This is a genomic window from Pseudoxanthomonas sp. SORGH_AS_0997, assembly GCF_031453535.1.
Lineage (GTDB): Bacteria > Pseudomonadota > Gammaproteobacteria > Xanthomonadales > Xanthomonadaceae > Pseudoxanthomonas_A > Pseudoxanthomonas_A winnipegensis.
In genome coordinates this window covers 863,382-887,290 of record NZ_JAVIZI010000001.1, presented here as the reverse complement: position 1 = coordinate 887,290, position 23,909 = coordinate 863,382, and the positions used below count along the sequence as shown (strand labels likewise).

At 69.1% G+C, this 23,909-nt stretch carries 21 protein-coding genes and 5 tRNA genes; 5 read left to right on the top strand and 21 right to left on the bottom strand.

Annotated elements, in window-relative coordinates; all coding sequences use genetic code 11:
* Positions 1 to 97: 97 nt before the first annotated feature.
* The 6 genes from QE438_RS04110 to QE438_RS04085 all read right to left on the bottom strand — a co-directional run bounded on the left by QE438_RS04110 (position 98) and on the right by QE438_RS04085 (position 8,010).
* Positions 98 to 1,588, bottom strand: coding sequence for an efflux transporter outer membrane subunit (locus QE438_RS04110; RefSeq protein ID WP_307184017.1), 1,491 nt, complete (start codon positions 1,586 to 1,588; stop codon positions 98 to 100).
* The gene (locus QE438_RS04105) at positions 1,585 to 2,331 is read right to left on the bottom strand and encodes an SDR family oxidoreductase (RefSeq protein WP_306992373.1); all 747 of its coding nucleotides are present in this window, start codon (positions 2,329 to 2,331) and stop codon (positions 1,585 to 1,587) included. The genes QE438_RS04110 and QE438_RS04105 overlap by 4 nt, the downstream gene beginning before the upstream one ends.
* 39 nt (positions 2,332 to 2,370) lie before the next feature.
* Positions 2,371 to 5,553, bottom strand: a complete 3,183-nt coding sequence (locus QE438_RS04100; protein ID WP_306992374.1) for a multidrug efflux RND transporter permease subunit — start codon at positions 5,551 to 5,553, stop codon at positions 2,371 to 2,373.
* A 174-nt stretch (positions 5,554 to 5,727) separates the two neighbouring features.
* The gene (locus tag QE438_RS04095; protein WP_306992376.1) at positions 5,728 to 6,945 is read right to left on the bottom strand and encodes an efflux RND transporter periplasmic adaptor subunit; all 1,218 of its coding nucleotides are present in this window, start codon (positions 6,943 to 6,945) and stop codon (positions 5,728 to 5,730) included.
* A 49-nt stretch (positions 6,946 to 6,994) separates the two neighbouring features.
* On the bottom strand, positions 6,995 to 7,798 hold the full coding sequence (locus QE438_RS04090; protein WP_306992378.1) for an SDR family oxidoreductase: 804 nt from the start codon (positions 7,796 to 7,798) through the stop codon (positions 6,995 to 6,997).
* On the bottom strand, positions 7,795 to 8,010 hold the full coding sequence (locus QE438_RS04085; protein WP_130522355.1) for a hypothetical protein: 216 nt from the start codon (positions 8,008 to 8,010) through the stop codon (positions 7,795 to 7,797). The genes QE438_RS04090 and QE438_RS04085 overlap by 4 nt, the downstream gene beginning before the upstream one ends.
* Before the next feature lie 129 nt (positions 8,011 to 8,139).
* Here QE438_RS04085 and QE438_RS04080 point away from each other — a divergent pair, with 129 nt between their 5' ends.
* Positions 8,140 to 9,150 carry a LysR family transcriptional regulator gene (locus tag QE438_RS04080; RefSeq protein ID WP_306992380.1) on the top strand — a complete coding sequence of 337 codons (1,011 nt, stop codon included), beginning with the start codon at positions 8,140 to 8,142 and terminating at the stop codon, positions 9,148 to 9,150.
* A 91-nt stretch (positions 9,151 to 9,241) separates the two neighbouring features.
* Here the strand turns inward: QE438_RS04080 and QE438_RS04075 are convergent.
* The 8 genes from QE438_RS04075 to QE438_RS04040 form a co-directional block, all read right to left on the bottom strand.
* Positions 9,242 to 9,316: transfer RNA gene (locus QE438_RS04075), tRNA-Val, on the bottom strand.
* A 421-nt stretch (positions 9,317 to 9,737) separates the two neighbouring features.
* Complete coding sequence (gene paoC, locus QE438_RS04070; protein WP_306992382.1) at positions 9,738 to 11,945, bottom strand: aldehyde oxidoreductase molybdenum-binding subunit PaoC; 2,208 nt, start codon at positions 11,943 to 11,945, stop codon at positions 9,738 to 9,740.
* A gap of 2 nt (positions 11,946 to 11,947) precedes the next feature.
* Complete coding sequence (locus tag QE438_RS04065; protein ID WP_306992384.1) at positions 11,948 to 12,898, bottom strand: xanthine dehydrogenase family protein subunit M; 951 nt, start codon at positions 12,896 to 12,898, stop codon at positions 11,948 to 11,950.
* Positions 12,895 to 13,545 (bottom strand): aldehyde dehydrogenase iron-sulfur subunit PaoA, encoded by a 651-nt coding sequence (paoA, locus tag QE438_RS04060; protein WP_130531111.1) that lies wholly within the window; start codon positions 13,543 to 13,545, stop codon positions 12,895 to 12,897. Before paoA ends, QE438_RS04065 begins: the two co-directional genes overlap by 4 nt.
* A gap of 323 nt (positions 13,546 to 13,868) precedes the next feature.
* Positions 13,869 to 14,186: a hypothetical protein gene (locus QE438_RS04055; protein WP_306996387.1), complete on the bottom strand. Its 318-nt coding sequence runs from the start codon at positions 14,184 to 14,186 to the stop codon at positions 13,869 to 13,871.
* Between the two features lie 294 nt (positions 14,187 to 14,480).
* Complete coding sequence (locus tag QE438_RS04050) at positions 14,481 to 14,879, bottom strand: low affinity iron permease family protein (RefSeq protein WP_306992386.1); 399 nt, start codon at positions 14,877 to 14,879, stop codon at positions 14,481 to 14,483.
* Between the two features lie 418 nt (positions 14,880 to 15,297).
* Positions 15,298 to 15,384: transfer RNA gene (locus QE438_RS04045), tRNA-Leu, on the bottom strand.
* 143 nt (positions 15,385 to 15,527) lie between these two features.
* The gene (locus QE438_RS04040) at positions 15,528 to 16,130 is read right to left on the bottom strand and encodes a M23 family metallopeptidase (RefSeq protein ID WP_306992388.1); all 603 of its coding nucleotides are present in this window, start codon (positions 16,128 to 16,130) and stop codon (positions 15,528 to 15,530) included.
* A gap of 145 nt (positions 16,131 to 16,275) precedes the next feature.
* Between QE438_RS04040 and QE438_RS04035 the strand changes: the two genes are divergently transcribed.
* On the top strand, positions 16,276 to 16,980 hold the full coding sequence (locus QE438_RS04035) for a hypothetical protein (protein ID WP_306992390.1): 705 nt from the start codon (positions 16,276 to 16,278) through the stop codon (positions 16,978 to 16,980).
* Here the strand turns inward: QE438_RS04035 and QE438_RS04030 are convergent.
* Positions 16,961 to 17,755 carry a helix-turn-helix transcriptional regulator gene (locus QE438_RS04030; protein WP_306992392.1) on the bottom strand — a complete coding sequence of 265 codons (795 nt, stop codon included), beginning with the start codon at positions 17,753 to 17,755 and terminating at the stop codon, positions 16,961 to 16,963. The genes QE438_RS04035 and QE438_RS04030 overlap by 20 nt on opposite strands.
* A gap of 106 nt (positions 17,756 to 17,861) precedes the next feature.
* On the opposite strand from QE438_RS04030, the gene QE438_RS04025 reads away from it, so the two are divergent.
* From QE438_RS04025 to QE438_RS04015, 3 genes are read left to right on the top strand one after another with little or no spacing between them, the layout of a single operon-like run.
* Positions 17,862 to 18,224, top strand: a complete 363-nt coding sequence (locus QE438_RS04025; protein ID WP_306992393.1) for a nuclear transport factor 2 family protein — start codon at positions 17,862 to 17,864, stop codon at positions 18,222 to 18,224.
* Positions 18,221 to 19,015 carry an alpha/beta hydrolase gene (locus QE438_RS04020; RefSeq protein WP_306992395.1) on the top strand — a complete coding sequence of 265 codons (795 nt, stop codon included), beginning with the start codon at positions 18,221 to 18,223 and terminating at the stop codon, positions 19,013 to 19,015. Before QE438_RS04025 ends, QE438_RS04020 begins: the two co-directional genes overlap by 4 nt.
* A complete protein-coding gene (locus tag QE438_RS04015) occupies positions 19,012 to 19,344 on the top strand; it encodes a putative quinol monooxygenase (RefSeq protein WP_130534019.1) in 333 nt (110 codons plus the stop codon). The genes QE438_RS04020 and QE438_RS04015 overlap by 4 nt, the downstream gene beginning before the upstream one ends.
* A gap of 188 nt (positions 19,345 to 19,532) precedes the next feature.
* Here QE438_RS04015 and QE438_RS04010 read toward each other — a convergent pair.
* The 6 genes from QE438_RS04010 to QE438_RS03985 all read right to left on the bottom strand — a co-directional run bounded on the left by QE438_RS04010 (position 19,533) and on the right by QE438_RS03985 (position 23,831).
* Positions 19,533 to 19,608: transfer RNA gene (locus QE438_RS04010), tRNA-Gly, on the bottom strand.
* A gap of 47 nt (positions 19,609 to 19,655) precedes the next feature.
* Positions 19,656 to 19,729 (bottom strand) — tRNA-Cys (locus QE438_RS04005).
* 108 nt (positions 19,730 to 19,837) lie between these two features.
* Positions 19,838 to 19,913: transfer RNA gene (locus tag QE438_RS04000), tRNA-Gly, on the bottom strand.
* Complete coding sequence (gene pgsA, locus QE438_RS03995; RefSeq protein ID WP_130519560.1) at positions 19,904 to 20,548, bottom strand: CDP-diacylglycerol--glycerol-3-phosphate 3-phosphatidyltransferase; 645 nt, start codon at positions 20,546 to 20,548, stop codon at positions 19,904 to 19,906. Before pgsA ends, QE438_RS04000 begins: the two co-directional genes overlap by 10 nt.
* On the bottom strand, positions 20,545 to 22,416 hold the full coding sequence (gene uvrC, locus QE438_RS03990; RefSeq protein WP_306992398.1) for an excinuclease ABC subunit UvrC: 1,872 nt from the start codon (positions 22,414 to 22,416) through the stop codon (positions 20,545 to 20,547). Before uvrC ends, pgsA begins: the two co-directional genes overlap by 4 nt.
* Entirely contained in the window at positions 22,413 to 23,831 is a 1,419-nt protein-coding gene (locus QE438_RS03985) for a hypothetical protein (protein WP_307184018.1), read from the bottom strand. Before QE438_RS03985 ends, uvrC begins: the two co-directional genes overlap by 4 nt.
* Positions 23,832 to 23,909: the final 78 nt, after the last annotated feature.

Sequence of the window (23,909 nt, the reverse complement as noted above, 5' to 3'; positions counted from 1 at the left end):
GCTTCGGCCTTTGCACCTGCACGCCCGCTAGCGCAACAGGCAAAACGCCTTACGGCCGCGCAGTGGCGATAACTTCGTCACCGCCGCCAAGGCCCGATCACCGCACCTCCTGCAGCGCCACCGCCCGCGCCTCCGCCGCCGCGCCCGGCGACGGCGGCGGCAGGCTTTCGGCCGCGACGTACTCGGGCCAGCCGCCAGCCAGCGCGGCGTACAGCTGCACCATCGCCACGCCGCTGCGCACGCGGCCCTGGATCGCCGCGTCCTGGCTGTCCAGGCGCGTGCGCTCGGCCTCGAGCATGTCCAGCGTGTCGATCGCGCCGTTGTCCAGCCGCAGGCGGGCCACCTGCGCGGCGCGCGTGCCGGCCTGCGCGGCCTGGTCCAGATGGGCCGATTCGGTCCGGCTGCGATCCACCCGCACCAGCGCGTTCTCGGTGTCCTCCAGCGCGCGCAGCACGGTCTGCTGATAGGCCGCCAGGTCCTGCGCGGTCTGCGCGTTCGCCGCCGCAATGCGCGCACGCACGCGGCCCACGTTGAGGAAACCGCCGTCCAGACCCAGCGACAGCACGCGCGTCTCGCTGTCGCGCGCGAACAACGCGCCGCTGCCCAGCGCCTGCGTGCCGAACAAGGCCCCCAGGCTGAAGCGCGGGAACAGATCCGCCGTGGCCACGCCGACGCGCGCGGTGGCCGCGGCCACCCGACGCTCGGCCGCCGCCACGTCCGGACGGCGACGCAGCAGGTCCGACGGCGTGCCCCGCAGCGGCGCCGCCGGCAGGGTCGGCAATGCGCCGCTGGTCATCAGCTCGGCGGCCATCGACTCCGGCGTGGCGCCGACCAGCACCGCGATGCGGTTGGCCGCCACGGCCTCGGCCGCTTCCAGCGAGGGAATGCGCGCCAGCGTGGCTTCCAGCTGCGCGCGGCCGCGGTCCACGTCGAAGGCATCGCTGAAGCCGGCCTCCGTGCGCGCCTGCAGCAGCTCGAGCGTGCGCTCCTGCGTGGCGGCGTTCTCGCGGGCGATGTCCAGCTGCGACTGCAGGCCGCGCAGTTCGAACCAGCCCTGCGCCACGCTGGCGGCGATGGCCACCTGCATGGCGGCCAGGTCGGCCGAGGCCGCCTGCGCATCGGCGCGGCTAGCTTCGCTGGCGCGCCGCAGGCGGCCAAACAGATCCAGCTCCCAGCTCACGCCCAGCCCGCCGACGTAGTTATGCGTGTCGCGCCCATCGCGATCCACGCCCGGCGCCTGGTCGGCGCTGCTGCGCACGCGCTCGGCCTGTGCATTGGCGTCCAGCTGCGGCAGCCGCGCGTAGCCGGCGTCGCGGGACAGCGCGCGGGCCTGGTCGTAGCGCGCCAGGGCGATACGCACATCGTGGTTCTGCAGCAGCGCGCGTTCGACCAGGGAGGACAGCTGCGGATCGTTGAAGGCCCGCCAGAACTCGCGCTCGGCCGTGGTCTGCCTGCCGGCGACCTGCGCAGCCACCGGCGCCTGCACGAAGGTCTCCGCGCGCGGCGCATCGGCACGCACGTAGTCCGGCCCGACCGTGCAGGCGGCCAGCAGCGCCGAGGCGACGCCGATGCCCAATACATGCCTCACCATGGCAGCACCTGTCCCAGGTAAGTGAAACTTCCGGTCGGGCCGTCGGCGTCGATCAGCGCCATCTGCACGCTGGTCTTGGCGCCTTCCGGCACGTCGATCTCGCCGCGCTGCTCGCCGTCGCTGTAGTTCATCTCGGTCTTCACGTAGCCCGGATGGATGGTGTTGACCTTGACCGGCGTGTCTCGCAGCTCATAGGCCAGGTGGATGGTCCAGGCGTTGACCGCGCTCTTGGACACGTCGTAGGCCGGGATCTTGAAGTGGTAGATGAACGAGTCCGGGTCGCTGTGCAGGGTCAGCGAGCCCAGCGCGCTGGACACGTTGACGATGCGCCCGGCCTCAGCGGCCTTGATCAGCGGCAGGAACGCCTGGGTGGTCTCGACCAGGCCGAACAGGTTGGTGTCGAAGGTCTTGCGCCAGGTCTGCAGCGACTGCTCGGAGGGCAGCTTGTCGCTCTCGTCGGCGACGATGCCGGCGTTGTTGATCAGGATGTCCAGCTTGCCGTGGCGGCCCTGCACGGTCTGCACCGCGGCGGTGATGCTAGCCGTGTCGGTGACGTCCAGCTGCAGCGCCTCGACCGACAGGCCCTCGGCCTGCAGGGTCTGCGCGACCTGCTCGGCAGCCTGCTGACTGCGGCCGGCCAGGATCACATGCACGCCGGCCTGGGCCAGCTGGCGCACGGTCTCGGCGCCGATGCCGCGGGTGGCGCCGGTGACCAGCGCGATCTTCTTGGAAGTGTTCATGTCATAGCTCCGTGTTGGGAACGAGAAGGAAGGACGCGCTCAGTGCGCGGTTTGCGGATGGGTCTGCGCCAGGGCCGGGGCCGCGTCGTGATGGACCAGCTGACGGCCGGACAGCTTGCGCAGGGCCACGTAGAACACCGGGGTCAGGAACAGGCCGAACAGGGTCACGCCCAGCATGCCAGCGAATACCGTCACGCCCGTGGCCGCGCGCACCTCGGCGCCGGCACCGTGCGAGAACACCAGCGGCACCGTGCCGGCGATGAAGGCGATGGAGGTCATCACGATCGGGCGCAGACGCAGGCGGCAGGCTTCCAGGGCGGATTCGACGATGCCCTTGCCGCCCAATTCCAGCTCGCGGGCGAACTCGACGATCAGGATCGCGTTCTTGCACGCCAGGCCCATCAGCACCACCAGGCCGACCTGCACGAACACGTTGTTGTCGCCGCCGCTGAGCCACACGCCGAACAGCGCGGACAACAGCGTCATCGGCACGATCAGGATCACCGCCAGGGGCAGGGTCCAGCTTTCGTACAGCGCGGCCAGCACCAGGAAGGCCAGCATCACCGCCAGCGGGAACACCACCATCGCCGCCTTGCCCTGGCTGGCCTGCTGGTAGCTCAGGTCGGTCCATTCGATATGCATGCCGTTGGGCAGCACCTGGGCGGCCAGGTCGGTCAGCTTCTGCATCGCCTCGGCCGAGGACAGCACGCGCGCATCGGCCTCGCCGGCCAGGTCGGCGGCCGGATAGCCGTTGTAGCGCAGCACCGGGTCGGGACCGTAGGTCTGCTTGATGTCCACCATCGAGCCCACCGGCACCATCTGCCCGGCGGCGTTGCGCACCTTCAGGCGGGCAATGTCCTCGACCGTCTCGCGGTACGGCGCATCGGCCTGGGCGATCACCTGCCAGGTGCGGCCGAACTGGTTGAAGTCGTTGACGTAGGCCGAGCCCAGATAGGTCTGCAAGGTGTCGAACAGGTCGGTCAGCGCCACGCCCTGGGCCTTGGCCTTGGTGCGGTCCACCTGCGCATCCAGCTGCGGCACGTTGGCCTGGTAGGTGCCGATGGGGAAGCTCATGCCCGGCACCTGCGACACCGCGCCCTGGAACTGGCTGACCGCGTTCTGCAGCGCGCCGTAGCCCAGGTTGCCGCGGTCCTCGATGAACATCTGGTAGCCGTTGCCGTTGCCCAGACCCAGAATCGGCGGCGGCATCATCGAGAAGGTCAGGCCCTCGCCCAGCGAGGAGATCTTGCGGTTGATCTCGGCATTGATCTCCAGCGCGCTGCGATGGCGCTCGGCAAACGGCTTGAGCGTCAGGAACACCACGCCGGTATTGGGCGTGTTGGTGAACTGCAGCGCGTTGAGGCCGGGGAAGGAGATCGAGTGCGACACGCCCTCGGTGTGCATGGCGATGTCCGAGACCTTGCGCAGCAGCGCGTCGGTGCGCTCGATCGAGGCGCCTTCGGGCAGTTTCACGCCGGCGATCAGGTACATCTTGTCCTGGGTCGGGATGAAGCCGGCCGGCACCGCCTTGAACATCACGCCGGTGGCCAGCAGCAGGACGATGTAGATCGCGAACACGATGCCGCGGCGGCCCAGGATGCGCGAGACCGTGCCCTGGTAGCGCGAGGAGCTGCGGTTGAAGAAGCGGTTGAACGGGCGGAACACCCAGCGGCCGAACACCCGCTCCATGCCGCGCGACAGCGCGTCCTTGGGCGCGTCGTGGCCCTTGAGCAGGCGCGCGGCCAGCGCCGGCGACAGGGTCAGCGAGTTGATCGCCGAGATCACCGTGGAGATGGCGATGGTCACCGCGAACTGCTTGTAGAACTGGCCGGTCACGCCGGACAGGAAGGCCATCGGCACGAACACCGCGCACAGCACCAGCGCGATGGCGATGATCGGCCCGGAGACCTCCTTCATGGCCTGGTGCGCGGCGGCCAGCGGGGTCAGGCCTTCCTCGATGTTGCGCTCGACGTTCTCCACCACCACGATCGCGTCGTCCACCACGATGCCGATCGCCAGCACCAGGCCGAACAGGGTCAGGGTGTTGATCGAGAAGCCCAACAGGTACAGCGCGGCGAAGGTGCCCACCACCGACACCGGCACGGCGATCAGCGGGATGATCGAGGCGCGCCAGGTCTGCAGGAACAGGATCACCACCAGCACCACCAGCAGCACGGCCTCCAGCAGGGTGTGCACCACCGCGCTGATCGAATCGCGCACGAAGATCGTGGTGTCGTAGACCGCCTCGTACTTGACGTCCTCGGGGAACTGCTTGGTCAGCTCGTCCATGGTCGCGATGACCTCATCGCGGATCTGCAGCGCATTGGCGCCCGGCGCCTGGAAGATGCCGATGCCAACCGCGTTCTTGCCGTCCAGCTGCGAGCGCAGCGTGTAGTCGCCGGCGCCCAGCTCCAGCCGCGCCACGTCGCGCAGGCGCACCACCTGGCCGTCGCTGCCGGTCTTGAGCACGATGTCGCCGAACTCCTGCTCGGTGCGCAGGCGGCCCTGGGCGTTGATCAGGGTCAGGAACTTGCTGCCCGGCATCGGCTCGGCGCCGAGCTGGCCGGCGGAGACCTGCACGTTCTGCTCGCGCATGGCACCGACCACGTCGCTGGCGTTCAGGCCCAGCGCGGCGATGCGCTCGGGATCGAGCCAGGCGCGCATCGCGTAATCGCCGCCGCCGAACACCTGCGCATCGCCCACCCCCTGGATGCGCGCCAGCGCGTCCTTGACGTGCAGGCGCGCGTAGTTGCGCAGGTACAGGCTGTCGTACTTGCCCTTGGGCGAGGTCAGGTGCACCACCATCAGGAAGGTCGGCGACTGCTTCTGCACCGTCACGCCCTGGCGGCGCACGTCCTCGGGCAGGCGCGCATTGGCCTGGGCCACGCGGTTCTGCACCTTGACCGCCGCATCGTCGGCGTCGGTGCCGGGGCGGAAGGTGACCGTCATCTGCAGCACGCCGTCCGAGCCGGCCACCGACTTGAGATACATCATGTTCTCGACGCCGTTGATCTGCTCCTCCAGCGGCGTGGCCACGGTCTCGGCGATGACCTTGGGATTGGCGCCCGGATACACCGTGCGCACCACCACCGACGGCGGCACCACTTCGGGGTATTCGCCGGTGGGCAGCAGCGGCAGCGCGATCAGGCCTGCGGCGAAGATCACGATGGACAACACGGCGGCGAAGATCGGCCGGTCGATGAAGAATCTGGAAATGTTCATGGGGTGGTGTTCCTGAAAGTGAGCGACGCCGCCCTCGCTCCTTTCCCGGAGCGAGGCTTCATTGCGTGTTGCATTCCTGCCTGCGGGGTGGAGGTGGGAGCCGCCATGGCGGCGATAGGGCTTTTCAGGGAATGCCCATCGCCGCCATGGCGGCTCCCACCCCACCCGGCCGCGCTAGTTCATCGCGGTGGTGCGCTGCTCGGCCGGCTTGGCCGCCGGCGGCTGCATCGCCACCGTCTTGGCCTGCACCGGCATGCCGGGCATGAAGATCTTCTGCACGCCCTCGACCACGACCTTGTCGCCGGCCTGCAGACCGCCGTTGACGATGCGCAGCCCGTCGGCCAGGCGGCCGAGCTGCACGTCGCGGCGCTGCGCCTTGCCCTGCGCATCGACCACGTAGACGTACTTGCGGTCCTGGTCGGTGAGGATGGCCGCATCGTCGACCAGCATCGCCTTGAACTCGCCGCTGCCCGGCAGGCGCACGCGCGCATACAGGCCGGGCACCAGGCTGCGGTCGGCGTTGTCCATCAGCGCACGCACGCGGATGGTGCCGGTGCCGGGCGAGAGCTGGTTGTCGACGAAGTCCACCTGCCCCGCGTGCGGATAGCCGTCCTCGCCGACCAGCGCCACCTGCACCGGCAGGCCGCCCTCGCGGCCGCTGGGCCGCTGGCCCTTGCGCGCCAGTTCGGCGTAGCGCAGGAAGGTGGTCTCGTCCGCGTCGAAGTGCACCTGCACCTGATCGGACACCACCGTGGTCAGCACGCTGGCCGCATCGCCGGCGCCGACCAGGTTGCCGGCGGTGACCAGCGCACGGCCGGCGCGGCCGTCGATGGGCGCGCGCACCTTGGTCCACTCCAGGTCCAGGCGCGCGGCGTCCACCGCGGCCTGCGCGGCCTGCACCTCGGCGGCGGCCTCGTTGGACGTGGCGCGGCGCTGTTCGTACAGCTCGGTGGACATGGCCTGCTGATCGGCCAGCTTGCGGGCACGATCGGCCTCGCCGGTGGCCTGGCTGGCGGCGCTGCGCGCGCGGGCCAGCTGGGCCTGGGCCTGGGCCAGCGCGGCGCGGTAGCTGCGCGCGTCGATGGTGAACAGCACCGTGCCCGCCTTGACCTCATCGCCCTCGCGGTAGTTGACCGACTCGATGTAGCCGGACACGCGCGGACGCAGCTGCACGGTCTGCACCGCTTCGATGCGGCCGCTGAATTCGTCCCACTGGCGGATGGGCTTGATCAGCACCGGGGCGACGCTCACCGCGGGCGGCGGCGGGGCGGCGGTCTCGGCGGCGTTGCTGTTGCAGCCGGCGATCACCGCCACCGACAAGGCCAGCAGCGCGAAGGAGGACAGGCGACGAGCGCGGAAGCGGAAGAGGGAGTCGGTGCGGGAAGGATTCATGACGAAGACTCTTGTGGGGAAAACGAAAAGGCGCGGCGAGGTTGCGACCTCAACCACGGTTGAGGTCAAGCGAAGAGACAGTGGGCGTGCTGGGCAGCGCGTCGAACAGGGTGCGTACCGGCGGCGGCACCCACGCCGCATCGAAGGGCACCACGGCGCGCACGCGGCCGGAGGCGGCCGGGCGCAGCAGTTCGACCGCCCTGCGGCCCACGCTCAGCGCATCGGGCCAGCCGGCGCAGGCATGGGCGCGGTTCTTCGGCGTGGACAGCGGGTGGGCCACGGCCAGCAGCTGCACGCGCACGCCCAGCGGGACGGCTTCCTCGTGCAGCACCTTGGCCAGCATGTGCAGGGCGGCCGAGCCGACCGAGGCGTGGCCGTGTCCGGCCCAGCCGCATTCGGTAGCCGGCCCGCCCAGGATCACGTAGTGGCGAGTGCCGTCCTGGTCCTGCAGCAGCGGCAGCAGATGGCGCGCCAGCGCCAGGTGCGCGACCACGTCGTGCGACAGGCGCTGCTCCAGGCGGGCGGCGGGCTGATCCAGCAGGCGCCCGCTGGTCGAGGGGGCGAACAGATGCGCGAACACGGCATGCAGGCGCACGCCATGCGCCCGCACCTGCTCCGCCAGCGCGGCGGCGGCCGCCTCGTCGAGCGGCAGCGGCTGGCGCAGCAGGTGCAGGCCGGGCTCTTCGCCATGGGCCTGGGCCAGCGCGTCCATCATCTCGCCCGGCGCGCCCACCGCCACGACCGGGCTGCCGGCCTCGATCAGCGCGGCGACCACGCCGGCACCGGCCGCGCCATCGGCGCCGAGCACCAGCGAGGCGGCCAACGGGGTGGCGGGCTTGATCATCCCACTCATGGGAGTTTTCCTCCCGCCATCGGGATAATCCCGAAATCGCGACCCAGCCGACCGGTGACCCGGGCCGCACCCAGCTGATTGCGGCGGCTCGGGGCAAAGTCGCGGAAACCCGCGTCCTGGCGGGCGCGCAGCAAGGTAGAGACCGGTGAAATCTCCATTTTCCGGCGGTTCTCGGGGGCCAGGAAGCGGCGCAGGCGGGTCAACAGGGACATGGCGGTGGGCCAGGTGATCAGGACAGGTCGCCACCTTAGGCCTGCATGCAGGACTTGATTAGTCCAGATTTAGGGGAATAATCATCCCGCTCCCGGTCCAATCCCTCTTCCCCCGCCAAGGAGGACTCCATGTCCCACGATCTCAACGACACCCTGATCTTCGTCAAGGTGGTCGAGAAGGGCAGCTTCGTCGGCGCCGCCAGCGCACTGCGGCTGCCCAAGACCACGGTCAGCCGCAAGGTGCAGGAGCTGGAAACGCGCCTGGGCGCGCAGCTCCTGCACCGCACCACGCGCAAGCTCGGCCTGACCGAAGCCGGCAACGTCTACTACGAACACTGCCAGCGCATCGCGCGCGAACTGGCCGAGGCCGAGAGCGCCGTCGGCCAGCTGCATGCCGGCCCGCGCGGCTGGCTGCGCGTCACCGCGCCCTACTCCATCGGCATCGACAAGATCGCCCCGCTGCTCGGCGAGTTCCATGCGCGCCATCCGGAGGTGCGGGTGGAGATGCTGCTGAGCAACGAGCCGATGGACCTGATCGGTGGCGAGGTCGATGTGGCCTTGCGCCTGGGCAACCTGCCCGACTCCAACCTGATCGCGCGCAAGCTGGGCGTGCTGTTCACGCAGGTGTTCGCCGCCAACAGCTATATCGCCCGGCACGGCGAGCCACTGCACCCGGACGATCTGCAGTACCACCGCACCTTCGCCATGACCAAGCACCGCCAGGGCCACAGCTACAGCTGGTCGCTGAACGATGGCAACGGCGCGCGGGAGTTCGCGATCAATCCGATCCTGGTGGCCAACGATCCGTCGGCGCTCAAGGGCGCGCTGCTGTGCGGCGAGGGTCTGCTGCTTTCGGCCGACGTGATGGTCAAGCCGTTCGTCGAGCATGGTCTGGTCCAGCGCGTGCTGGCCGGCTGGACGGGTGGCGAGTACGAGCTCAACGCGGTCTTCCCGCGCGGCCATGTGCAGTCGCCCAAGGTGCGCGCCTTCGTCGACTTCCTGCTCGAACGCCTCAACCTGGAGATCGACTACATGAGCGCGCACTGCCCGCTGATGAAGGCGCAGGCCGAGCAGGAGCAGGATGCCGAGCACGATGCGCGCCACGACGGCAAGCGCATCCTGGAGGAAGTGCTGAGCTGAGGCGACAGGTGGCGGGCCGGCGCAGCTGTTGCGCCGGCTTGTCGCAACGGACACGAAAAAGCCGGCGCGAAGCCGGCTTTTTCGTGAGACTTGGTGGGCGGTGCAGGGATCGAACCTGCGACCCTTGCCGTGTGAAGGCAATGCTCTACCGCTGAGCTAACCGCCCTCGATGCTAGCCCTTGGGGCCGATCGGGGCGCAAATAGTAATGGCACTTCCTGGATCGGTCAAACCGTTTTTTTGGTTCCTCTCCCGGGCAGGGGATTGCGGCGCGTGAGCGGTTCGCGGCGGCGCCAAGTGCAACAAGTCCTCGCGGAATGCCGACCCGATCCCGTGCGAGCCGCCCGGTGGCTTTTTTGGCCAAGGGGCGACCCCACCCGTAGAGCGGAGCTTGCTCCGCTAGGCCTTCCCATTGATCCGACCGAAATGAAGCGAAGCTTGCTCCGCTGGACCTTCTCTACGATCCGGCCGAAAAGCAGCGGAGCAAGCTCCGCTCTACAAGAAGGTCGCGATGTAATCGGAAGCTTGGCCTCCACCGAACCATGAGGCGGGGGTCGATCCGAGACAACGCCCGACCCGGCCACGACGTTCAGGCTGTCAGCGCTGGCATCTCCTTGAGCAGCTTGTCCAGCGTCACCGGGTAGTCGCGCACGCGCACGCCGGTGGCGTTGTAGACCGCGTTGGCGATCGCCGCGGCCACGCCGCAGATGCCCAGCTCGCCCACGCCCTTGGCCTTCATCGGCGAGACGATCGGGTCGGTCTCCTCCAGGAAGATCACTTCCTGGTGCGGGATGTCGGCATGCACCGGCACTTCGTAGCCGGCCAGGTCGTGGTTGACGAAGAAGCCCAGCCGCTTGTCCACCGCCAGCTCCTCCATCAGCGCCGCGCCGGCACCCATGGTCATCGCGCCGATCACCTGGCTGCGCGCGGACTTGGGGTTGAGGATGCGGCCGGCCGAACACACTGCCAGCATGCGGCGGATGCGGATCTCGGCGGTGGCGCTGTCCACCGCGACTTCGACGAAGTGGCCGCCGAAGGTGGACTGCTGGTACTTCTTGGCCAGATCGCCGTATTCCATCTTGTCCTCGGCCACCAGTTCGCCATCGGCCGCCGCGTCGGCGAGCTTCTTGCGCTGGCCGCCGGCCACGACCAGGCCGTCCTCGAAGCGGACGCTATCCACGTCCATGCCGAACTTGCCGGCCACGGCCTCGCGCAGCTTGACGCAGGCCGCGTACACGCCGGCCGTGGAGCTGTTGGCGCCCCACTGCCCGCCCGAACCGGCCGAGACCGGGAAGGACGAATCGCCCAGCTCCACCTTCACCCGCTCCAGCGGCACGCCCATCATCTCCGCGGCGGTCTGGGCGAGGATGGTGTAGGTGCCGGTGCCGATGTCGGTCATGTCGGTCTGCACCGTGACCACGCCGTCCGCGCCCAGGCGCACGCGCGCGGCGGACTTCATGTTGAGGTTGTTGCGGAAGGCGGTGGCCATGCCCATGCCGATCAGCCAGCGCCCTTCGCGGCGGGTGCCGGGCTTGGCGCTGCGCTGGTTCCAGCCGAACTTGTCCGCGCCCATTCGCAGGCACTGGACCATGTGCCGCTGCGAGAACGGGCGCTCGGGATGGTTGGGATCGACCTGGGTGTCGTTGACGATGCGCAGTTCGACCGGGTCCATGGCCAGCTTCTCGGACAGCTCGTCCATGGCCACTTCCAGCGCCATCATCCCCGAGGCCTCGCCCGGCGCGCGCATGGCGTTGCCTTCAGGCAGGTCGAGCACGGCCAGGCGCATGGCGGTCATGCGGTTCTCGCCCGCGTAGAGCAGCTGGCTCTGCGAGACGGCGGTCTCCGGCTGGCCACCTTCCAGATCGCCCGACCAGCTCTCGTGGCCGAACGCGGTGATCTTGCCCTCGCGCGTGGCACCCAGGCGGATGCGCTGCAGCGTGGCCGGGCGATGGGTGGTGTTGTTGATAATCAGCGGCCGCGGCAGGGTCACCTTGACCGGCCGCCCCACCGCCTTGGCGCCCAGCGCCGCCAGCACGGCATCGGAGCGCACGAACAGCTTGCCGCCAAAACCGCCGCCGATGTACGGCGAAACCAGACGCACCTTCTCCTTGGGGATACCCAGGGTCAGCGCTACGTCACCCACGCTCCAGGCGATCATCTGGTTGGACGTCCACAGCGTCAGCTGATCGCCCTCCCACTGCGCGATGGAGGCGTGCGGCTCCATCATCGCGTGGCTGTGGTCGGGCGTGGTGTAGGTGGCATCCAGCTTGACCGGCGCGCTGGCGAAGGCGCCGGCGAAGTCGCCGTGCGCGGTGTCCTTGTTGTCCTGCGAATCGCTCGGCATCTTCGCCTGGCCCTTGGCCTTGGCCAGGTCAAAGGCGCCATCGCTGCGGGTGTAGTCGACCTTGATCAGATGCGCGGCGGCGCGCGCCTGCTCGAAGGTCTCGGCGACCACCAGCGCGACGGCCTGGTGGTAGTGCTGGATCTCCGGGCCGCCGAGCAGGTGCGCGGTATTCATCTTGCCCTTGCCCAGCTTGCCGGCATTGGCCGCGGTGACGATGCCGAGCACGCCGGGTGCGGCCTTGGCCGCATCGGTGTCGATCGAGCGGATGCGGCCCTTGGCGATGGTGGCGCACACCGGATAGCCATAGACCTGGCCGGGCGCCACGTCATGATGCTCGTAGGCATAAGGCGCGGTGCCGGTGGTCTTGAGCGGCCCGTCGATGCGGTCCTGGGCGCGGCCGACGACCTTGCCCTGGTCGATCGGATTGGTGGTGGCGGGGGTATCGAATTTCATGCTCAGGCCCTCGCTTCGGCCAGGATCGCGCCCAGTGCACGCTCGACCAGCGGCAGCTTGAAGGCGTTGTGTTCGGATGTCTTGGCGCCGGCCAGCAGCTGATCGACCACGGCCTTGGCCCCCTGCGGCATGGCCGCGTCGGCCTCCGGCTTGCGCCAGGGCTTGTGCGCCACGCCGCCCAGCGCCACCGCGCCACTTCCGTCGCGCTGCACGATCGCCGCCACCGACACCAGCGCGAAGGCGTAGGACGCGCGGTCGCGCACCTTGTGATAGACCTGCGTTCCGCCGACCGGCTTGGGCAGGGTCACGGCGGTGATGAACTCGCCGCGCTCCAGCGTGGTTTCCAGATGCGGCGTGGTGCCGGGCGCGCGATACAGCAAGTCCAGCGGAATGCGCCGGGTCTTGCCCTCGGCGTTGGTGGTCTCCACCGTCGCGTCCAGCGCGCGCAGGGCCACGGCCATGTCGCTGGGGTGGGTGGCGATGCAGGCCGGGCTGGCGCCGACGACGGCGAGGGTCCGGTTGAAGCCTTCGATCGCCGCGCAGCCGCTGCCGGGCATGCGCTTGTTGCAGGCCTGGGCGGTGTCGTAGAAGTACGGGCAACGCGTGCGCTGCAGCAGATTGCCGGCCGTGGTCGCCTTGTTGCGCAGCTGGCCCGAGGCGCCGGACACCAGGGCGCGCGACAGCAGCGGGTAGTCGCGACGCACGACCTTGTCGGCGGCCAGGTCCGTATTGCGCACCAGCGCGCCGATGCGCAGCCCGCCTTCGTCGGTGGCCTCGATGCGGTCCAGCCCGACGCCGTTGACGTCCACCAGGTGGGTGGGCGTCTCGATCTGCAGCTTCATCAGGTCGATCAGGTTGGTGCCGCCGGCGATGAACTTGGCGTTGGGCGTCTTCAGCAGCGCGGCGGCGGCGTCCTTGGGCGATCCAGCGCGCTCGTAGGAGAAGGCCTTCATGCGCGCTCTCCCGCCACGTCGCTCATCGCCTCGACGATGTTGGAATACGCACCGCAGCGGCAGATGTTGCCGCTCATGCGCTCGCGCACCTCGTCGACCGTGAACTTGGGCCTGGCCTCAAGATCGCCGGTGACATGGCTGGGCACGCCCTGCTTGATCTCGTCCAGCACCGCTACCGCCGAGCAGATCTGCCCCGGCGTGCAGTAACCACATTGGTAACCATCGTGTTTGACGAAGGCCGCCTGCATCGGATGCAGGTTGCCCGGCTGGCCCAGGCCTTCGATGGTGGTGACCTTGCTGCCCTCGTGCATCACGGCGAAGCTCAGGCAGGTATTGATGCGGCGCCCGTCCACCAGCGCCGTGCAGGCGCCGCACTGGCCGTGGTCGCAGCCCTTCTTGGTGCCGGTCAGCTTGAGATGCTCGCGCAGCGCGTCCAGCAGCGTGGTGCGGGTATCGACCTCGAGCGTGACCGGCTTGCCATTGACCTCGAAGGCGACCCGCTGCTTGCTGATCTTCTCCGGCGCGGCCGGCGCGGCCATCGCCTGCGCAGTGGACGGCAGACTGGCCGAGGCGGCGCCGGCCGTCGAGACGGCGCCGGTGATCAGCAGATCGCGGCGCGTGAGTTTCACGTCGAATGAGGGATTCATGCCTGGCTGTTCCTTCCAGCTGGGTGGGATGGCGGACGCGAGACGGACGGCGTGGCCGCCCGTTCGACAATCGAAGCTGACCCCTAGCCTCGCCCGATCCCCGGCCACGGCGCGTGACGCCGATGTTCAGACCACGTGTTCGTGCGCGTCACGGGGTGACAGGTCCGTCAGAAGACTAGCGCGAGATGGTGTGCGCTTCACATGCAGTGGCGCTCGGCGCTGCGGGAAGACTGCAGTCAGCTGTGGGGTTCCCCTCGCCCCGCCGCGATCGCGCCGGAGCGTTACAAGAACCGCCCTTGATCGTGCGGCTCGACCAGACGCGGTCAGTCACGTTGCCCGCTGGGGTCGGAATAGTCATGCTCGGGGTCGACCGGGGACTGCTTGGGATCCTCCGGCTTGTCATGGTGTTTGCGCAGCGCCTCTTCGTCGTTGAGCACCTCGTCCGGCGTGTGGCCCTTGGCATGGTCGCTGTGCGCATTGGAGACGTCGCGATGTTCCTCGTTGCCCTCGTCTCTCACCGCCGGCACAAAGGGCGAGATCGGGTCGCTTGCCGGAAAGGTTTCCTCCAGCGCCTCGTCGTGCTTGGCGTCCGGGTTCTTCAGATCGGTGTGGGGCTTGTCGTCGGCGGTGCGGGATATCATGGCGTCACTCCTGATGCAGGGCGCAGAACGAGCGCCGGTCGGTGCGGAATTCCCCAGCGCGCCTCTGCGCGTCCCTGATCTCGGCTTGTATCGAACGCGGTCAGGCCGGAGGTCGACGACGCGAGTTCGGCATCGTTCGCGTCCGGGCGGGTCGAATCCACCCTGGACCCGGGCGCGTTACGGATTGGCGCGGGAATGTGGTGGAAACGCTGAGCTGCTTTTAACAGCGTCGCGAAAATTGCGCCGCACCCGTCCCAGTCAAGGCGCTACCGGCACTCGAAGAGACATCGACGCTCAGGTCGTATCCGAACGGGTCCGACCCATTCGATCCCGCGCCTCTCTGGCCAACTCCTCGTACTTCTTGCGCAACTCTTCCAGCGCCTGCTCGTCCAGCTCCTCAAGATCCAGCAGGGCGTTGTTCGCGCCGCGCGTCGCATTGATCAGCTCATCGATCTTGATCTGCATCGCCGCCGTATCGGCGTTCTGGGTGTGCTGGATCAGGAACACCATCAGAAAGGTGATGATCGTGGTGCTGGTATTGATGACCAGCTGCCAGGTGTCGTTGAACCCGAACACCGGACCGCTGCAGCCCCAGAGCACCACCGCCAGCGCCGCAGTCCCGAAGGCCCAGGGCGTGCCCGCAGCGTAGGCCGCCTTCTTGGCCATGGCGTTGAACCTGGTTTTCGTGCTCATCGCGTTCTCCTAACGTCCGTCTCGGAATTGGCGCAGCCACCGGCTTCGGGTTGCGAGGAGGAGTTCCTCACCCGCGGCAGACGGAACCCAGTTCCTTCGCACACCGGACAAAGTGCCCTGGCCGCTCGCGGTGAGCCGAACCCGTCTCGACGCTCGCATTTACGTCCTTTTCCGGCGGTTGCTCGGCGCCGCTCGCGCAATACGGCGGCAGCACAAGCGCATCGCGCTCATCGGGGCGCTCCAGAGGCCAGGGACGCAAGCCAACCTAGCCCTCCGATCGTCAACATCGGATCATGAGACAGCGAAGCCACGCCGCATGAAGCTCGAGCAGGCCTGCACCGCATGGGCTCGCCTTCGCGACGCGCGCTCAAACGACAAAGCCCCGATCTCTCGGGGCTTTTCACCTGTGCATGCCACTTGGTGCCCGGAGCCGGAATCGAACCGGCAAGGGATTGCTCCCGGCGGATTTTAAGTCCGATGCGTCTACCAGTTTCGCCATCCGGGCATGGATGGGGCGGTGTGCGCAGGCTAGCAAAAAGCACGCCTCCTCCGCACGCGGTTCGACGCCGCGCGGGCGCCACGAACGAACAACCCCTCCTTCTGCCCGCTGCGCCGGCGGTCGTCTCGCATACTGCGCCTTGCATCGCCTCAGTCGCCCGGCTCGCGGAACGGCTGGGTCCTGGCCAAAGCCCGCAGGTCCCAGCGGATCTGGAGCGGCGCATTGTCCGCCTCGCGATACGCGCCGACATGGATGTGAGGCGCACGTGCGTTGCCGTTGTTGCCATCGAGGCCCAGCACATGACCTGCCTCGACCGTCTCGCCGACGTGCACCCGCAGCTCGGCCAAGTGCCCCATCGTCACGATCACCCCGTCCGGGGTGCGGATGCGGACGGTGCCCGCCGGGGGCGGCCCCAGCGTGCCGGGCGTGTTGACCCGGGGATTGTCGTAGACGAACGCGATGACGCCGTCGACCGGCGCCAGCACCTCGGCGTGCCAGCCGTACCAATCCGCATTGGCATGTCCATCGCGTCGATAGAGCCTGGCGAAGCCGCTGTCCCCGTCCATGCCGCCGAAGACCAGGCAATCGGTGCCGAGCGCATCACCGGCGTAGTCCAGCTCGCCAACGGGATGCTCGGAACACATGAACCGATAGCGAAACATCGGCGCAAGCGTGATCTGTTCGATCTCGCCCTTCGGCATCACGGCCTTGGGCGGCGGGCCGGGCATGGCGGCAAGCAGTGCGGCAAGCATGAACCACATCTCCATCGCTCCTCTACGCGTTCAGGTGTAGGCGTTACCGGCGCAAGCCGGATGGCGGCACGGGGGTCTAAGGTGATTCAATTCGCATCGCCCTCGCCGCCTGTGTCGAGCGGCGCCGATATCAGGAGAGCAGGTCATGAAGATTGATGCCTCGCGCGCGGTCGGGGCCTATGCGGCGGTCATGACCGTCGCCATGGCCTGGATGATGTTCGGTGCCAATGCCAGCCCGACGGGCACGAGGTTCGAGACGATCGATGTGCAGCGCATCAATATCCGCGAGCCCGACGGCACCCTGCGCATGACGATCGCTTCGCGCGAGCGGATGCCGGGCATCATCGTCGCCGGCCACGAGACGCCGCATCCCGCCCGTCCCCAGGCAGGCATGATCTTCTACAACGACGAAGGCACGGAGAACGGCGGGCTGGTGTTCTCCGGCGCGCTGAAGGACGGCAAGCCGACCAATCTCGGCGCACTGTCCTTCGACCGCTGGCGTCAGGACCAGACCGTGGCGCTGAGCAGCAGCGAGGACGGCGAGGACCGGCAGGCGGGGCTGGCGATCAACGATCGCCCGGACCAGCCGGTCGACTTCCCGACCGTCGCCCGCTTGATGCGCCAGCCCCCCAGCGCCGAACGCGAAGCCGCCATCCGCGCCGCCGGTGCGGTCGTCGCGCCGCGCGCGTTTCTCGGTCGGACCTCGGACAAGGCGTCGGTGCTGGCGCTGCGCGACACCGACGGCCGCAAGCGTCTGGAGCTGAAGGTCGCGGCGGACGGCCGCGCCACGATCGACTTTCTCGACGATCAGGGCCATGTCACCCGATCGATCACGGACCTGAGCCGGTGAGCAGCGCGCGCCGGGTCTGTTCGTCGGCCGGATAGAAGCATTCCAGCGTCAGCTCCGCCAGGGTCACGTCGGTTGCGGTGCCGAACACGGTCGTGGTGGACAGGAACGACAGCACGCCACCGCCTGGTCCGCTGCGGATCGCGAGCGGTACCGCGATGCGCGCGACGGACTGCGCGGCGTGATCACCTTCCGGAGACGGAAAGCCGCTGAGTTCGGCATGGAGTGCGTCGAGCGCCGGATCGGCCGAATGCGCGATGTCCAGGCGCAGCCGCGCCAGCAGATGGTGCCGCCATTGCGACAGGTTGACGATGCTGGGCGCGAGCCCTTTCGGATGCAGCGTCGCGCGCAGCACGTTGATGGGGGGCGCCAGAAGCGCCGGATCGACGCCGTCCAGCAGCGCGGTCGCCGCCTCGTTGGCGCGCACCAGGTTCCAGTGGCGGTCCACCGCCAGCGCCGGGAATGGCGCGTGCGCGTTTAGCACGGCTTCGACCGCGGCCAGCGCGGCCGCCATGTCGGGCGCCTCGAGCGCGCGTTCGCCATGGATCGGCGCATACCCCGCCGCGAGCAACAGGCGGTTGCGCTCCCTGAGCGGCATCGCCAGCGGTTCGGCCAGGCGCAGCAGCAGTTCGCGGCTGGGCGCCGCGCGCCCGCTTTCGACAAAGCTCAGATGGCGCGTCGACACCTGCGCCTCGCCGGCCAGATCGAGCTGGCTCAGTCGACGCCGGGCCCGCCACTCGCGCAGCAAGTCGCCAACGGTGATCGCGTCTGTGGCCATGGCCGCATCCTAGCCAAAGGCGGCAGCGCTGCCATTACCTGCGGGGTAATCGCAGCGCCTGTGCGACCTGGGCATCCTCGGCGCATCGACGATGAGGAGAACGAGGATGACCGACCCCGACACCCTGGCCCGCGCCTATCTGGCCTTGTGGAACGAAGCCGACGCCGCAGCGCGCGATCGTCGCCTGGCCGACGCCTGGACCGCCGATGCCCGCTACACCGATCCGATGATGGCAGGTGAAGGCCTCGGCGGCATCGCCGCCATGATCGCCGCCGCGCGCGCGCAGTTCCCCGGGCACGCCTTCGCCCTTCGCGGCATGCCCGATGCGCATGGCCTATTCGTGCGCTTCTCCTGGACGTTGGCGGCGCCACACGGGGCGCCGGTGGCCGGCGGGACCGACGTGGTCCGCATCGCGCCGGATGGCCGTATCGTCGAGGTGATCGGCTTTCTCGACCGGGAGGTCGCATGAGCGCGGCCTTCATCCCGCGCGGCGACGGCCACGCGCTGTTCGTCCGCGACTGGGGCGAGGGAGCACCCGTGGTCCTGCTCGCGGGCTGGGCGATGGATGGACGGATCTGGGGCGAGGTCATGCTGCATCTCAACGCCGCCGGCCTGCGCACCATCGCCTACGACCGCAATGGCCATGGGCGATCGACGGATCGGCCGGGCTACGACTACGACGACCTCGCCGACGATCTCGCCGCCGTGCTGGAGGCGCTCGACCTGACCGGGGTCACGCTGGTCGCGCACTCCGGCGCGGGCGGCGAAGCGATCCGTTACCTGTCGCGCCACGGCCGCGCGCGCATCGCCAGGCTGATCCTGGTCGGCGCCACGGGTCCGCGGGTCATCGGCACCGATGGCGTCACACCCGCCATGGTGGATGCGCTGTGCGCGCAGCTCGCCTTCGACCTGTCGGCCTGGATCGACGCCAACATCGCGCCCTTCGCCCCCGGCACGCCGGAGCGCATCAACGCGTGGATGGCGAGCATGGTGCTGGACTGCTCGCGTCGCGCCGTCGTCGCGTTCCAGCGGACGATCGCCCTGAGCGACCTGTCGGCGGAAGCCGCCGCGCTCGACCTGCCGGTCGCCGTGCTGCATGGCGACCGCGACGTGTCCGCGCCGCTGGACAGCAGCGGCCGGGTCTACGCCGCGACGATCCCCGGCGCGGAACTGGTCGTCTACGAAGGCGTGGCGCACGGGGTGATGGTGACGCACGCAGCGCGGCTTGCCGGCGACATCGCCAGGCGGGCCAGCCCATGAGCGCGCCTGTCGCCCAGGCGCCGCGGTCGGCACCCGAAACCTACGTCATCACTTTCCACGTCAAGGCGGACCAGGTGGCGCGCTTCCTCGCCCTGCTGGGTCCTGTGCTGGATGCGATGCGCCATGAGACGAGCTTCGTGCGCGCCGCGCTGCACGTCGATCCGGAGCGGCCGCACGTCTTCCAGCTCCACGAGACCTGGACCGATCGCGACGATGTCCTCAACGTCCAGCTGCACCGGCCCTACCGACAGGCGTGGCACGCCGCATTGGACGCGCTGCTGGCCGAGCCCAGGCAGATCGCGATCTGGACGCTCGTGCGGGCCGATTGAAGCCGGACGAGCAGGTCGTGCGGCTCGATGCGTCGCCATGGAGCGACGCCGCGTTGGGAAAGGTGGCACGGGAGGCTTTCCACCGATGTCCGGGATGCCCGGACCCGCTCGCCCGGTGTGAGCCGATCCCGGAAAACAAGAACGGCCCCGAAGGGCCGTTCAAACTAGCGCGAAACGCTAGTGAAAATTGGAGCGGGATAAGAGACTCGAACTCTCGACCCCGACCTTGGCAAGGTCGTGCTCTACCAACTGAGCTAATCCCGCGTTTTGTGTTACGTAAAGCGGAAGTTTACCTTCGCTTCTTCGAGTTGTGGAGGCCTGGGTCGGAATCGAACCGGCGTGCACGGATTTGCAGTCCGCTGCATAACCACTCTGCCACCAGGCCGGTGACGCGCGGTTGGCCGCAAGAGCCTTCCGACAAAACAAAACCCCGATGGGCCGGGGTTTCGTCAACGCCGTTGAAGCAACTCCACTTCAACTGCGCCTTGAAACTTGGAGCGGGATAAGAGACTCGAACTCTCGACCCCGACCTTGGCAAGGTCGTGCTCTACCAACTGAGCTAATCCCGCGAGAGAGGCGAAATTGTAGTGCCTTTCTTGCGCGTGTCAACGGCTGCCTGCTCATCTTCGCGCAGGCTCGGCCAGGCGGCGCGCAGATACTGGTAGCCCGAGTACAGAGTCAGCAGCGCGGCCACGGCCAGCAGCCAGTCGCCGATGTGGAACACCGGCACGCTCATCCACACATCGCTCAGCGAATGGCCTGCCGGGCGCACCGAGTACAGCAGGCAGCCCAGCGCGATCATCTGCACGGTGGTCTTGACCTTGCCGATCCAGGCGACCTTGACCTTGCCGCGCTGGCCGATCTCGGCCATCCACTCGCGCAGGGCCGACACGGCGATCTCACGGCCGACGATGACCGCCGCCCAGAACGCCATCCACGGGGTGGGATGGCCCTGCACGATCAGGAACAGCGCCACAGCCACCATCAGCTTGTCGGCGACCGGATCCAGGAACGCGCCGAAAGCTGAATACTGGTGCCAGCGCCGCGCGATCCAGCCATCCAGCCAGTCGGTGACCGCGGCGATCACGAACACCGCCGCGGCGGCCACGCTGGTCCACGCGTACGGCAGGTAGAAGACCACCACCAGCACCGGGATCAGCACGATCCGCAGCAGGGTCAGCCAAGTGGGAACGGTCAACTTCATGGGCGATCTGGGCCGGGCGTTGGGGGCGCCGCCGGTTCCGGCAACCCGTGCAGGTTAGCGTAGATGCGCTGGGCCAGCGCGTGATTGACCCCATCCACGCGCGCGATCTCCTCCACGCCGGCGGCCTTGAGCCCGGACAGGCCGCCGAAATGCTTGAGCAGACTGGCGCGCCGGCGCGGGCCGATGCCGGCGATGTCCTCCAGCTTGCTGGTGGTGCGCGCCTTCTGGCGCTTGCCGCGGTGGCCGGTGATGGCGAAACGGTGCGCCTCGTCGCGCACCTGCTGGATCAGCTGCAGCGCCGGCGAGGCCGCGCCGGGGCTGACCTCGCGGCCGTCGTCCAGGATCAGGGTCTCGTGGCCGGCGCGGCGTTCCACGCCCTTGGCCACGCCGACCAGGGACACGCCGTCCACGCCCAGGTCGGCCAGGACCTCGCGCGCCTGGCGCAGCTGGCCGGCGCCGCCGTCGATCAGCAGCACGTCGGGCAGCACCGTGCCCTCCTCCATCGCGCGCCGGAAGCGGCGCTCGATCGCCTGGCGCATGGCCGCGTAGTCGTCGCCCGGCTCGATACCGCTGATGTTGAAGCGCCGGTACTGCGAGCGCACCGCGCCCTTCTCGTCGAACACCACGCACGAGGCCACCGTCGCCTCGCCCATGGTGTGGCTGATGTCGAAGCACTCGATGCGCTGGGCCGGCTCGGCCAGGCCCAGCAGCTCGGCCAACGCCTGGCTGCGCGCGGCCTGGGCATTGCGGCTGGTCATCTCGGTGGCCAGGGTGATCTGCGCGTTGCGCCGGGCCAGGTCCAGGTAGCCGGCGCGTTCGCCGCGCACGTTCCACTTCAGCTGGACCTTGCGGCCGGCCGCGCTGGACAGCGCCGCCTCGATCAGCTCGGCGTCGGGGATCTCGCGGTCCAGCAGCAGCTCGCGCGGCGGCACCTGCTCGGCGTAGTACTGCGAGACGAAGGCCGCCAGCACTTCCTCGGCGCTTTCCTCGCCATTGGTGCGCGGATAGAAGGCGCGCGTGCCCAGGTTGCGCCCGTCGCGGAAGGCCAGCAGCAGCACGCAGGCGGTGCTGCCCTGCATCGCGCAGGCCAGCGCGTCCAGATCGGCGGCATGGCCGTCCACGTACTGGCGCGACTGCATGCCGCGCAGGCGCTTGAGCAGGTCGCGCAGGCGCGCGGCCTCCTCGAAGTCCAGCTTCTCGGCGGCGCGCTCCATCTCGGCGGTCAGCTCGTCGGACAGCTCATCGCTGCGTCCGCCCAGGAACAGGCTGGCGCGATGCACCGACTGGTCGTACTCGGCCTGGCCGACCAGCTCCACGCACGGCGCGGTGCAGCGGCCGATCTGGTACTGCAGGCAGGGCCGAGTGCGGTTGCGGAAGACGCTGTCCTCGCAGTTGCGGATGCGGAACAGCTTCTGCATCAGGTTCAGCGTGTCGCGCACCGCACCGGCGCTGGCGTAGGGGCCGAAATAGCGCCCGGCGATCGCGCGCGGGCCGCGATGGAAGGCGATGCGCGGGAATTCCTCGCTGGTCAGCAGGACGTAGGGATAGCTCTTGTCGTCGCGCAGGGCCACGTTGTAGCGCGGGCTGAGCGACTTGATCAGCTGGTTTTCCAGCAGTAGCGCCTCGGCCTCGGTGCGGGTGACCGTGACGTCCATGCGCGCGATCTGCGAGATCATCGCCAGGGTGCGCGGGTTGCGCGGCGCGTTGTTGAAATAGCTGCCCACGCGGTTGCGCAGCGCGCGCGCCTTGCCAACGTACAGCAGCGTGTCGTCGGCCGCGTACATGCGGTACACGCCCGGCGCTGTGCTCAACGAAGCGGCGAAGGCCTTGCCGTCGAACGGCTGGCCCGGGGGACTGCGACGGCTCATGCTTCGATCGGCACCTGCGAGACGGCGCCGCTGGCCAGGTCTACGCACAGCACCGCGTGCGCGTCGGTCTCGGCGATCCACAGCTTGCCGCCGAAGGCGGCCAGGCCGGCCGGCTGCGCCAGGCGCCGGCCCAGGTTCAGCGAGGTCACCGCGCCGCCGCCCAGGCGCAGGCTGCGGATGCGGCCGTTGCCGGTGTCGGCGATCCACAGCACCGGCGCGTCGGGATCCAGCGTCACGTCCTCCGGCGCCTGCAGGCGCGCCTGCTGGCGCTGGCCGTCGGCATCGCCGAATTCCCAGGGCCCCTGCCCGCCCACCAGCGTCTTGGCGAAATCGCCGCCCAGCTGCACCGCGCGCAGCGAGGCGCCCAGCGTGTCGCACACGTACAGCGCCTGCTGTACCAGCGCCAGGCCGGTCGGCTGGGCGAAGCCGGCCAGGATGCCGGCGCCGTCGCGCTGCCCCAGCTGGCCCGAGCCGGCGCGGCATTCGAGCATGCGGTTGCCCAGGTCCCAGCTCCATACCCGGTTGTCGCCGGACAGGGCGAAGTGCAGATGACTGTTGGTCGCCACCAGCCCGGCCGGCGAGGCCAGCGCGACATCGCCGGGCGCGTGGATCGCGCCTTCGGCCGGCACCCCGGGCTTGCCCGTGCCCAGCAGGGTCTGCACCGCGCCGGTACCCAGGTGGATGCGGCGGATCAGGTGGTTGCCGGTGTCGGCCACGTAGAGCTCATTGCGCAGCAGCGCCACGTGGGTGGGGCTGCGGAAGCTGGCGATCTCCATGTCGCCGTCCAGCGCGTCGGCGTTGCCGTTGCCGAAGCGCCGCATCACGCGCCCGGCATGGGTGCACTCGACGATCTGATGATGACCGGTGTCGGCCACGTACAGACGCTCGGCATTGACCGCAAGGCCGGTGGGGAAACGCAGCGGCAGGCGCGGCTCGGGATGGGTCTCGACCGGGCGCGTGTCGACCAGCGGCTCGTCCAGCGGCTCGCACAGCGCGGCGAGCTGGTTTTCCAGCGCGCCGACACCGGGCGTGCCGACGATGTGGTCGACCACCATGCCCTGCGCGTCGATCAGCACGACGGTCGGCCAGGCCTCGATGCCGAAGCGCTGCCAGGCGTGCCAGTCCAGATCGTGCGCGATCGGGAAACTGACCCCGAAGCGGCGCAGGCGCTTGAGCGCGGCCTGCGGATCGCGGTGCACGTCGAAACGCGGCACGGCGATCACCCGCACCTGCAGGCGCGCGCCGAAGCGGCGCTGCAGCAGCGCCAGATCGGCCAGCCGCTGCAGGCACCAGCTCGAGGCCGGGTCGACGAAGGCCAGCGCCACCGCGCTGCCACGCAGCGACTGCAGCGCGGTCGGCGCGGCGTTGAGCCACAGCAGACCGTGCGGGAAGTCGGGAGCGTGGACCGGATTCATGAATACTGAATGATGCCGCAGGCGGCCGGCTTCAAGCCGTGCGCGCCGGCGCGCTTCAGGCGCGGGAGCGGCGGCGCA